Annotated in this window: 8 protein-coding genes; 7 read left to right on the top strand and 1 reads right to left on the bottom strand. The window is 38.5% G+C overall.

Going from position 1 to position 11,768, the window contains the following annotated elements:
* The first annotated feature begins 17 nt into the window (after positions 1-17).
* The 3 genes from C8270_RS17015 to C8270_RS17005 all read left to right on the top strand — a co-directional run bounded on the left by C8270_RS17015 (position 18) and on the right by C8270_RS17005 (position 6,076).
* Positions 18-1,211: a competence protein CoiA gene (locus C8270_RS17015; RefSeq protein ID WP_106497977.1), complete on the top strand. Its 1,194-nt coding sequence runs from the start codon at positions 18-20 to the stop codon at positions 1,209-1,211.
* Positions 1,212-2,010: 799 nt separating this feature from the next.
* A complete protein-coding gene (pepF, locus tag C8270_RS17010; RefSeq protein ID WP_106497976.1) occupies positions 2,011-3,825 on the top strand; it encodes an oligoendopeptidase F in 1,815 nt (604 codons plus the stop codon).
* Between the two features lie 799 nt (positions 3,826-4,624).
* Positions 4,625-6,076 (top strand): DHA2 family efflux MFS transporter permease subunit, encoded by a 1,452-nt coding sequence (locus C8270_RS17005; protein ID WP_106497975.1) that lies wholly within the window; start codon positions 4,625-4,627, stop codon positions 6,074-6,076.
* A 77-nt stretch (positions 6,077-6,153) separates the two neighbouring features.
* Here the strand turns inward: C8270_RS17005 and C8270_RS17000 are convergent, their stop codons facing one another.
* A complete protein-coding gene (locus C8270_RS17000; protein ID WP_106497974.1) occupies positions 6,154-7,050 on the bottom strand; it encodes a LysR family transcriptional regulator in 897 nt (298 codons plus the stop codon).
* Between the two features lie 361 nt (positions 7,051-7,411).
* On the opposite strand from C8270_RS17000, the gene C8270_RS20775 reads away from it, so the two are divergent.
* From C8270_RS20775 to hpaE, 4 genes are all read left to right on the top strand, one after another.
* On the top strand, positions 7,412-7,531 hold the full coding sequence (locus tag C8270_RS20775) for a symporter small accessory protein (protein WP_325034790.1): 120 nt from the start codon (positions 7,412-7,414) through the stop codon (positions 7,529-7,531).
* Positions 7,528-9,126: a sodium:solute symporter family protein gene (locus tag C8270_RS16995; RefSeq protein ID WP_106497973.1), complete on the top strand. Its 1,599-nt coding sequence runs from the start codon at positions 7,528-7,530 to the stop codon at positions 9,124-9,126. Before C8270_RS20775 ends, C8270_RS16995 begins: the two co-directional genes overlap by 4 nt.
* 126 nt (positions 9,127-9,252) lie before the next feature.
* On the top strand, positions 9,253-10,179 hold the full coding sequence (hpaI, locus tag C8270_RS16990) for a 2,4-dihydroxyhept-2-ene-1,7-dioic acid aldolase (protein WP_106497972.1): 927 nt from the start codon (positions 9,253-9,255) through the stop codon (positions 10,177-10,179).
* A 43-nt stretch (positions 10,180-10,222) separates the two neighbouring features.
* Positions 10,223-11,743, top strand: a complete 1,521-nt coding sequence (gene hpaE, locus C8270_RS16985) for a 5-carboxymethyl-2-hydroxymuconate semialdehyde dehydrogenase (protein WP_199794696.1) — start codon at positions 10,223-10,225, stop codon at positions 11,741-11,743.
* Positions 11,744-11,768: the final 25 nt, after the last annotated feature.

The raw sequence follows: 11,768 nt of genomic DNA, 5'->3' as shown, positions 1-11,768 counted from the left end.
GAGGTGATTTTGAACATATGCTGCAAGCTAAAACAAAGAATGGCAAATTTATCACACTTGCTTCATTATCAAAAAAAGAAATTGCATATCATAAAGCACATAAACAATTTTTCTGTCCGACATGTGACGAACGCGTAATTGTCAAGGCTGGTACGAAGATGATCCCCCATTTTGCCCATCGACAGAAGGTGAATTGCACTTCCTTGGAAGGTGGGGAAAGCGGTTATCATGAAAAAGGGAAATTCCTTCTGTACCAATGGTTCAAATATCAGCAACTTGATGTAAAGTTGGAAGCATTTTTGCCAGATATTAGACAACGGCCTGATCTGCTTGTAACGATAAATCGTAAACAAATAGCGATTGAGTTTCAGTGTGCTAGAATTGGTGCTGATGTTATACAAAAACGAACGGCAGGATACAAACAGGCTGGAGTCACCCCAATTTGGATCATTGGTGCGAATCAGTTTAAACGAAAAAATGCGTACAGCATGAAAGTAGATCAGTTTTTAAGGCAGCTTATGCACCAGTTTTCATCAGATTCCCCCCTATCTTTATACTTCTTCTGTCCAAACACAATGCAATTCACATTTTTCCAAGACATTCATGATACAACAACTCAGCAGGCGGTTGGAAAGCTATCGTTTCATTCACTCCATAATATAGTATTTACCGATCTTTTTCACCAGTATCGATTATCCAAGCAACAACTATATACAATATGGAGAAAGGAAAAGCAGCGATTCCGCTTACGACCAAGAAACCGTCTATATGGACGGGAGTTAGCTTGGCATCAATGGCTTTATTTAAAGAAGACACATGTGGAACACCTTCCATCGGTTATCTACTTGCCGGTTGCAGCACAATACCAAATGCGAGTACCATTATGGGATTGGCAAAGCCGCCTTTGCCTTGATCTACTGAATCCACTCCCAATAGGCGGACACATTTCACTTCAGACCTGCTATCATTTCCTAAGAAACCAGATGATTCCCCTATCCAATTTTCCGTTAATAAAAGCCGACAACAATCCAATTCAGCATTATCTCCTTTTGTTAGCACAATTGAACATCCTGAAACAAAAGTCTTCTCAACATTTTATTAAACAAACTAATTTCCAGTTTCATCAATCGATAGAAGCTGCATTAGAAGAAGATAAAAACATCATCAATCAACTAATTACTCAACTTTCGCAGCGTGAAATGGGCAAATAAGCCTTGATAGAATGAGGAAGGATGGAGATTCACTGCTCAAGTTGACTTGGATTAATCACATTTAATCAAGCTGTGACTGCTAGACTCTTTTCTATAAATACGCACATTTGCCGCCGTCCGGGATCGCTCCGGGTGGTTGCTTTCCGCGGGCACGGCCCATAGCCTCCTCGGAAGAAAACCACTTCCTGCGGGGTCTTCGGACACGTGCTGGGGCTGCGCTAACTCGCCCCACCGAAAACCATTGTTCCCGCAGGAGTCACCACCCTCCACTCACCCGGACTAGTGAAGCGGTAGAATGTGGCTTGGTAGAACACATACTACTACAGTTAATGGTAGTAAATGCAAAACCAGTGGAGGAAATACGCGGAGACTCCTGGGGGAGGAAAGGCCTAGGTGAGACCCCGCAGTGCGTTAGCACGAGGAGGCTCAGCAGCCGCCCCCGGAAAGCGTAGTGTATTTCCGGAACGGCGAGGGAGCAATTTCTTAGTTACTTCGCATTTTATATCTTTTATATACAAAACCACAAATGCTTTCGATGGGACGAGTAATCGCAGTCCCAATCTTTTAGAAAACAATCTTTATGTTTACCTAGGTTGTCAAGGCAATATTAGAAACGTTTCAAGTTTGCCTCAGCTAACTATTGATCTTATGTTATTGGTGCGAAAGTTGAGCGAATAACAAACAATTCAATCAAAATACAAGCATGATTTAGGGTAAATTCGTTATACTAAATAAATAGAGGAAAATGTAGGTTTTCTATCGAAAGTGTAATGTGAGGATTATAAAGGAGGAAGTGTAATTGGCTAAAGGAACAAAAGAACTACCAAAAAGAAGTGAAATACCTGAAGAACGCAAATGGAAATTGGAAGATATTTTTGCAACGGATGATGTCTGGGAAGAGGAATTACAGCATTTAAAAAATGACATTCCAAAAGTGGAGGAATATAAAGGGAAACTTTCCGAATCGGCACAAAACTTGTATGATTTATTGAAATTGCAAGATGATTTGTCAATGCGTCTTGGTAAGTTATTTACATACGCACATATGCGCTATGATGAGGACACAACGAACTCTTTCTATCAAGAAATCAATGCAAAAGCAGAAAATGTGTTAACAATAGCATCTAGTTCGATGAGTTTTATTGTTCCCGAAATTCTTGCGATGGATGAAGCAACATTGAAAGGATTTCTAAAAGAAAAGAAAGAATTGCAAGAGTATCAACATACGTTAGATGAAATTACGCGGCAACGTCCACATATATTAAGTCAACAAGAAGAGGCTTTGCTTGCTGAAGCATCTGAGCCAATGGATAGTGCTTCCCAAACATTTGGCATGCTGAATAATGCTGATTTAACGTTTCCAAGTATTACGAATGAAAAAGGTGAAGAAGTTGATCTTACACATGGCCGTTTCATCGGATTTCTGGAATCGAAAGACCGTCGTGTACGTGAGGAAGCTTTTAAAAAGATGTATGAAACATACGGAAAATATAAGCATACATTTGCTTCAACGTTGGCTGGTACGGTGAAAAAGGATAACTTTTATGCAAAAGTCCGTCATTATGATTCAGCAAGACAAGCTGCACTTGATAGTAATAAAATCGATGAACAGGTATATGATAATTTGATTGAAGCTGTAAATGAAAAATTACCATTGTTGCACCGTTATGCAGCACTGCGGAAAAAAGTACTCGATCTTGATGAACTGCATATGTATGACATGTATACTCCGCTTGTTAAAGATGTTGATATGGAAATCCCATACGAACAAGCACAGGAATATGTGTTAAAAGGATTAGCGCCACTAGGTGAGGAGTATGTTTCGATTTTAAAAGAAGGCTATGAAAATCGTTGGATTGATGTAGAGGAAAATAAAGGAAAGCGCAGTGGAGCATATTCATCTGGTGCTTATGGAACACATCCATATATTTTATTAAATTGGCAGGACAACGTAAACGATTTGTTCACGTTGGCACATGAATTAGGACACTCTGTTCATAGCTATTACACAAGAAAAGCGCAGCCATTTCGTTATGGAAACTATTCCATTTTCGTTGCAGAAGTCGCGTCGACATGTAATGAAGCATTATTAAATGACTACATGTTAAAGCATTCTGATGATGAACAGCAAAAATTGTATTTGTTAAATCATTTTCTTGAAGGCTTCCGTGGTACATTATTCCGTCAGACGATGTTTGCTGAGTTTGAACATGATATCCATGTACGTATGCAAAATGGGGAAGCATTGACAGCTGATAAATTAACCGAGATTTATTATGCGTTAAATAAGAAATATTTCGGTGATGATGTTGTTTCTGATGAAGAAATTGGGCTTGAATGGGCACGGATTCCACATTTTTATATGGATTATTACGTCTATCAATATGCAACAGGCTATTCTGCTGCAACTGCATTAGCTAATCAGATTCTCTCTGGTGATGAGGGAGCGGTCGATCGTTATATCAACAAGTTTCTAAAGGCAGGCAGCAGTGACTATCCAATTGAAGTATTGAAACATGCGGGAGTAGACATGACATCAAAACAACCAATTTTAGATGCCTTAAATGTCTTTGAAGAAAAATTGAACGAAATGGAAAAGTTATTGTTAGGATAAATCAAAAAGCCGCCTCACATTAGTGAAGCGGCTTTTTGATTGCAAAATCTGGATTATTTGGAGGTTTATTGCTCATTTATTGGATGAAACACATACAACCCGTTTTTACCGTTCTACATGATTATCGCATTCCTCGGAATACACGTTTGTGGGTAAACGTAAAAATGGTCAAATAAATTGATATAAATAATAATGGCAAAGAAATAAAAAGAGGGATTAACTTCATTAGACCAAGAATCGTAAGGAAAAAGGAAACAATCGTCATAATCAAAAATAAAAATGGGAGAATATCATGCACCGAAAGCCCTCCAATCAACAAATGTGTTAATAAATCATATGTGAATAAAAGTAGACTTAGAAGGATAAGTTTATAGAAAGTGTGACAGTTCTGTGAAACAATGAACAAACTTATTGAATAACAATGTTATTATTGCTATAGTATAAATGTAAAATAAATAACAAACAAAACCCCTTTGTTTGACCATGAACTTTCTCCCATCCCCCTTTGTTATATACAAAGTGATGAGAAGAAAAGGATGTACGCTGCCCCGTATGTCCTTTTCTTTTTTGTGTTTTAGGAGTTAATTAAAAGGTCATCAAATAATAAATGAAAAGAAATAAAAAAATCCTTCTTTATTTCTTTTCGTCAACCTCTGATTGTGGTAAGGTATTATATGTTACTTTTTCGGAAGGAAGAATATAGGGAATATTTCTAACAGTAAGCCTGCTACAAATTCATAAAAAGGGCTTACTGGGAAACGATAAGGTTATCAATTTTTAAATAGAAAGAAGGAAGATTATGGCTAATAGTCAAGCTCCAGCACAATCTGGAGAAATCAACAAAATCCCAATAATGATTGTCTTAATTTCGGGGGCCTTTGTTGCTATTTTGAATCAGACACTTTTAGCGACAGCTCTGCCGCATATAATGAGCGATTTAGATTTGGATGCAAACGTTGCACAATGGCTGCAGTCCATTTTTATGCTTGTTAATGGCATCATGATTCCGATTACAGCGTTTTTAATTGGACGTTTTACCACTAGAGGTCTATTTCTTACCGCAATGGGTGTGTTTGCTTTAGGTACTGCAATTTGTTCCATTGCACCAACTTTTTCTCTATTGATGGTGGGACGAATTCTTCAAGCTGCCGGTGCAGGTATTATTATGCCATTGATGCAAACCATTTTATTCCTCATCTTTCCAATTGAAAAACGAGGAACAGCGATGGGAATGTTTGGGTTAGTAATTGCTTTTGCTCCGGCAATAGGCCCAACATTATCAGGTTGGATGGTTGAACAATTTCCATGGAGAAGTTTATTTTATATCATTTTGCCAATCATTATCATCGATATTATTGTTGCTTATTTTATGCTCAAAAACATTACCGATCAGACATTTCCGAAGCTTGACATTTTATCCATTATCTTATCCACTTTAGGATTTGGCGGTTTGCTATATGGATTTAGTACAGCAGGAAATAGTGGATGGGGCAGTTCACAGGTCGTTATTTCTATGATTATTGGCGCATTAGCGCTGACATGGTTTATCCTAAGACAGATGAAACTGGAACAACCAATCTTAGAATTCAGGGTATTTAAAAATAAAATATTCACATTAACAACGATTCTTGGTATGGTCGTATTTATTGCCATGATCGGTGCAGCGGTTGTTTTACCATTACTTATGCAAAATATGCTCGGGTTTACTGCATTCGAATCCGGCTTAGCTCTGTTACCAGGTGCGGCTTTAATGGGAGTAATGAACCCAATTACCGGGAGATTATTTGATAAGTTTGGTGCAAAATGGCTTGCAATTATCGGATTAACGATTGTTGTTGTTACAACGTTCATGTTTGCTGACATGACGAAGGATACAACATTTACGTATATAGCAACGGTTAATGCGATCCGAATGTTTGGTATTTCTATGGTCATGATGCCTGTTACAACAGCTGGATTGAATCAATTGCCAACAGACTTAATTCCACATGGTACAGCAATGAACAACACCATGAGACAGGTAGCTGGAGCGGTTGGAACAGCATTACTTGTAACTGTTATGACAAATAGTGCAATACCTGAAGAAGGTGTTCAAGGATTTGTACATGGCGTAAACGTATCATTTATCGTTGCAGGTGTATTCGCAGTTATCGCACTCGTATTGGCATTCTTTATTAAAAACTCCCGGCCAGGTGTTGGGGATACGAACAAAATTAAATCTAAGGCAAGTAATCGGCCAGTTTCGGAGTGATAGCTTAATGAATCGTGCTGTAAAGTTTCCTTAATAGGGAGTTTTATTGCACGATTTTTTTGCATGTACTTTTAAAATTACATTATTTGTTTAACTTCACCATGGAATAAATCAATAAATCGATGGGCGCTTTTTGATAGGTAACGATCCTTCAACCATATAACGGAAGACTGGGATACAATATTCGCATCTTCAATCTGTAATACATTTATTCCGGACTGATGAAGGTTAGAAATGGCCGATTTAGGTATAACAGTTGCGCCGATTTCTTCCGTGACAAGTTCCAATATCATATCGGCATCAGGGCATTCGCAAATAACATTTGGCTTTAGACCATGGTTTTTAAATTGATCGATGATGATCTCATACTGTCCCACACCACTAATTCGAAGTAATAGTAATAGCGGCGTTTTTGCTAATTCTTTCATGGAGATAGTCATTTTAGAATTTTCGTTAACCCAACTTTCTGGTAATACAGCGACGTAATTTTCATCCGGTAAAGAAATCGAGGAAAACGCTCTCATTTCCAACGGCAAACGTACAACTGCGAGATCGATATTCCGGCTATATAATTGTTCGGCTAAACGGAATGAATCGCCCTCTCTTAATTCAAAGGTAACATTCGGATACTGCTTGCGAAATTTACTTATTCGTTCTGGGATGAAAGAAAAACATGATTTCACACAGCCGATCGACAGCCTTCCTTTAATTCCTTTTCCTGTTTCTTTTACCTCCACGACAGCTTCATTTAGAGAATGGAAGAGGGTTTCCGCTTTTTTATATAAAACGATTCCCGCTTCAGTTAATTCCATTTTTCTTCCATTGCGTTCAAGTAATGTTACGCCTAATTCATCCTCAAGCATTTTTAACGTTTGACTTAAAGGTGGTTGAGCCATATGAAGTTTTTTTGCAGCACGAGTTATTTGTCCCTCAGAAGCAATTGTGTGAAAATAGCGCAATTGTCTCATGTCCATTCCATTTTCCCCCTGCTTTATATTTTTAACATATACTTTGCCAAGTAAATAGATATTTCACATATTGTAAACCATTATGATAACCTTTTCAATAGTGAATATAGCGAAAACTCTGAATCGTGAATTGATTATTTATACTGGGGAGCAGAAACATCGACCCGAGAACAGAAACATCAACCCGAGAATAGGTGCTATTTATTTTGGGAGGTGAGGTCTTTAACTAAAATTATTATTTTATGTAAGGCTGTTATATAGATTGTAGCTTACGAAGAAACGGGTCGCGGAGCAGAAAGCAACAATTTATGCGAAAACAGCCTTGTATTAAGAATCAAGAAAAAAATAAGTTAGGAGGAATTGAATCATGCTTGGGATGGAAGATGGAATTATTACACTTTCCTGGATTGCTACGATTTTATCAGCAGTTGGCTGCGTCATATTTGGGGTTGTGTTTTGGAATTACGAAGGAGATGGAAAGGAATGAACTTAGCCGTATTTATTCCATTGCTTGTTGTTTACTTTTTGATTATGTCAGGTTTAGCTTATTATGGATATCGAAAAACAGTTACAGAGGCAGATTACTTGGTAGCTGGTGGGAACATAAACCCTGTTGTCATGGCACTTTCCTATGGTGCCACGTTTATCAGTACGTCTTCACTGATTGGTTTTGGAGGCGTATCTTCGTCATATGGTTTTAGTTTGCTGTGGCTGGCGTTTTTGAATATTGTATTAGGGGTCTTTGTGGCCTTTGCGATTTTCGGCACCCGAATACGGCGGCTTTCAAGGAAGTTAAATGTGTTTACATTCCCATCTTTATTAGGGGAACGTTATCAGTCTAATTTTATTACTATTTTTTCCGGGGTGATGATCTTTATTTTCATGCCGGCATATACGAGTATCGTTCTCGTTGGTGGGGGACGTTTTTTGGAAGAAGCGTTAGGGGTTAACTTCCATGTAGCCCTTTTTCTCATTGCTGCCGTTGTGAGTGCATATGTGCTAAGTGGTGGACTAAAGGCTGTTATGTATACGGATGCTTTTGCTGGATTAGTTATGCTAGTGATGATGGCTATTTTTCTCTTTATAACATATCAGGCTGTCGGTGGTGTTACGGCTGGACATAGTGCTCTGACAGCGATGAAAGATCTTGTGCCGGAGGATTTGGTAGCACAAGGGCACCAAGGTTGGACATCAATGCCAGAATTTGGATCACCATTATGGTGGACACTTGTCAGTACATTGATAATGGGAGTGGGTATCGGTGTGTTGGCCCAACCGCAATTGGCAATGAGGGCTATGACTGTTAAAGATGATCGTTCTTTATACCGTTCCGTGTTAATTGGTGGGGTATTTATATTTTTTATGACTGGTGCAATATACATGATTGGACCGCTTAGTAATGTCTACTTCTCGAATACAGAAGGTGCGCTTTCTATGAGTGTGGCAGGTGGTAATCCAGACACGGTTGTTCCTATTTTAATTGGTCAGATGATGCCAGATTGGTTTGTTTATTTATTTACACTGACTGCGGTTTCTGCAGTATTGTCAACGGTAAGTTCTCTCATTCATGTACAAGCATCTTCTTTTAGTGAAGATATTTTGAAAAAAATGGGGATTACATCGATCTTTGGAAAGAAGGCAGGACTAGCAAGATTAGGCGTTATTATTGGAATGGTTGCAGCGGTATTACTTGCGTATGTGTTACCTGGTGGTGTCATTGCGCAGGCAACGGCATTCTGGTTTGGAATTTGTGCGGCTGGTTTCTTGCCGGTATTAATCGGGGCACTCTTTTGGAGAAAGGGGACAAGAACTGGCGCTAATGCAAGTGTTGTAGTCGGTTTTGTGATCAGTATTATTGGCTTTGTATTTTTCCATGAAAAAGAGGCGGCTGCTTTTGGTATTTCCAACGCATTATTCGGAAAAACAGCATTAGCTGGATTTCCCATGACACATATTGATCCATTATTTTATGCTTTACCACTATCTGCTGCAGTTTTTATTGTCGTTAGTTTAATGACTAAAGATAAACATGCTAACAAGACAGGTGCGGATACATTGAAAAAGGAAGTAATTTCTAAATAATTGGGAAAAGTATATATTTTTCATATACGAATGAAATTAATTAGATATTTTTAATATACTCACTGTCATGATAGTATTTAAATATAAGGAAAAATTCAAATAATTTAAAAAGGAGCGAAAATAGATATGCCTAACCTTGAAGAAACGAAGCAACGATTGCGCGGTATCTCCATTTGTCCTGTTATTACACCATTTAATGAAAACGGTTCCATCGACTTTGAATCGCTTGAAAACTTAATTGACTGGCAAATTAAAAGTGGCAGCCATGCTATTTCGGTAACAGGAACAAGTGGTGAGCCGAGTTCTTTAACCGTAGATGAACGTGTAAAGGTAATGGAAACAGCGATGAAAGCAATTGATGGGAGAGTTCCGTTTTTACCAGGAACCGGTACAACAAACCACGATGAAACGATGTACTTAACAAAAAAAGCAGTTGAGATCGGTGCGGATGCTGCGTTAGTAATTGTTCCATATTACAACAAACCAAATCAAGGAGCACTATATAAACACTACAAAACAGTTGCCGATTCTGTAGATCTTCCAATTATCGTCTATAACATTCCTGGAAGAACAGCGGTTAACCTTGAAGTAGAAACGTTAGCAAGGTTAAGCAAAGATTGTCCGAATATTATTGGGGTTAAGGAATCAAATAAAGATTTTGAACATGTTAACCGTGTATTACTTCATTGTGGCAGGGACTTCCTTCTATATTCTGGTATTGAATTACTATGTTACCCGATGCTTGCTATCGGTGGTGCGGGTTCCATTAGTGCTACTGCAAATGTTGCGCCGGCTAAAGTTGCAGAAATGCACAATGCGTGGAACGAAGGAGACATTAAACGCGCCCAGGATTTACATTTTGAATTAATGCCACTTAACGATGTGTTATTTAAGGACACAAATCCAGCACCAGCAAAAGCTGCATTAGGTATGCTTGGAAAAATCAATCCAACATTAAGAATGCCAATGGATGTACCTTCGAAAGAACTTCAAGCGGAAATTAAGAATGTTTTACAAGATTACGCTGATGTAAAGGAAACGGTTCAACATTAATACTAGGAAACGTACAAAACATTAAAAGGAGTGAGCGATTCGTATGACGCAAAAGCAACTTGACAAACAACAAATGGTAACTGATTTAGATGTAAAAGATATTCAATTGTATGTAAATGGTAAATTTGTGGATGCAGAATCAAGTAAAACATTTGAAAATTTAAATCCGTTTACGAATGAAGTAATCAATCAAATTGCTGAAGGCGATCAAGCAGATATTGATAAGGCGGTTACTGCGGCAGATAAAGCATTCAAGGGACCATGGGGGAAAATGAAGGTTTCCGAGCGCTTAGAATTTATCAACAAAATAGCGGATGTTATTGATGAACATGTGGAAGAAATTGCTCCACTTGAGTCGTATGATACAGGCCTTCCGATCAGTCAGACGAAAAAAATGGTTGCTCGTGCCGCGAAAAACTTTCGCTTTTATGCGGAGATGGTATCAAGCAGAATGGTTGGTGAAGCTTACCAGGTGGATGACGAGTTCATTAATTACACAATCCACAAACCAATTGGGGTTGCCGGATTAATTACACCATGGAATGCACCATTTATGCTGGAAACATGGAAAATTGCTCCTGCATTGGCAACAGGCAATACGGTTGTTTTAAAACCAGCGGAATGGTCACCGCTGACAGCGAATAAACTTGCGGAGTTAATTGATTCAGTTGGCCTTCCTGAAGGGGTTTTCAATGTCGTACACGGATTTGGCGAAACTGCGGGTGCATCCCTTGTTGCCAATCCTGATGTCAAATTAATTTCGTTTACAGGCGAGACGAAAACAGGTTCAGAAATTACCAAGAATGGTGCAGATACTTTAAAACGGTATTCAATGGAACTAGGTGGTAAATCACCAATTATTGTTTTTGATGATGCAGATTTTGAGCGAGCACTTGATGCTTGTACATGGGGGATTTTCTCTTTTAATGGGGAACGCTGCACAGCAAATTCACGTTTATTCTTACATGAAAGTATTTATGATGAATTTGTTGAAAGATTGAAAGAACGAGTGGATAACATTGTCGTCGGCGATCCATTAGATGAGGAAACACAGGTTGGGCCACTTATTCATCCAACACATTTTAACAATGTAAAACGTTATTTGGAAATAGCAAAGGAAGAAGGGGCAGATATTGTTAGCGGAAATGTACCAGCGTCAATGAAGCAAGGTAATTTTGTAGCCCCAACCATGATCTTAAATGTTACGAATGATAAAACAGTTGCCCAAGAGGAAGTATTTGGTCCGGTTCTTACTGTAATGAAATTTAAGGAAGAGGAAGAAGTTATTGCGTTGGCGAATGATGTGGAATACGGTCTAGCCGGATATGTATGGACGAAAGATATTCAGCGTGGACACCGGGTAGCACAGGCAGTTGATTCGGGAATGTTGTGGATTAACTCACAAAATGTTCGTGATTTACGTATTCCGTTTGGTGGTTCCAAATCAAGTGGTATTGGCAGAGAAGGTGGTCACTATGCATTTGATTTTTACACAGAACATCAAGTTATTCATGTTGCACTGAAGGATCACCATATTCCACAATTCGGAAAGAAGAAAAATTAATTCATATTCATAACAAGGAGGAAAA

Origin of the sequence: Lentibacillus sp. Marseille-P4043 (assembly GCF_900258515.1) — a bacterium.
Lineage (GTDB): Bacteria > Bacillota > Bacilli > Bacillales > Amphibacillaceae > Lentibacillus_C.
This window is presented reverse-complemented; position numbering and strand designations above follow the sequence as displayed.

Excerpts from the sequence above, each read along its gene's own strand:
- C8270_RS17015 (WP_106497977.1), top strand. The coding sequence starts at position 18 with ATGCTGCAAGCTAAAACAAAGAATGGCAAATTTATCACACTTGCTTCA.
- C8270_RS17005 (WP_106497975.1), top strand. The coding sequence starts at position 4,625 with ATGGCTAATAGTCAAGCTCCAGCACAATCTGGAGAAATCAACAAAATC.
- C8270_RS17000 (WP_106497974.1), bottom strand. The coding sequence starts at position 7,050 with ATGGACATGAGACAATTGCGCTATTTTCACACAATTGCTTCTGAGGGA.
- C8270_RS20775 (WP_325034790.1), top strand. The coding sequence starts at position 7,412 with ATGCTTGGGATGGAAGATGGAATTATTACACTTTCCTGGATTGCTACG.
- C8270_RS16995 (WP_106497973.1), top strand. The coding sequence starts at position 7,528 with ATGAACTTAGCCGTATTTATTCCATTGCTTGTTGTTTACTTTTTGATT.
- hpaI (WP_106497972.1), top strand. The coding sequence starts at position 9,253 with ATGCCTAACCTTGAAGAAACGAAGCAACGATTGCGCGGTATCTCCATT.
- hpaE (WP_199794696.1), top strand. The coding sequence starts at position 10,223 with ATGACGCAAAAGCAACTTGACAAACAACAAATGGTAACTGATTTAGAT.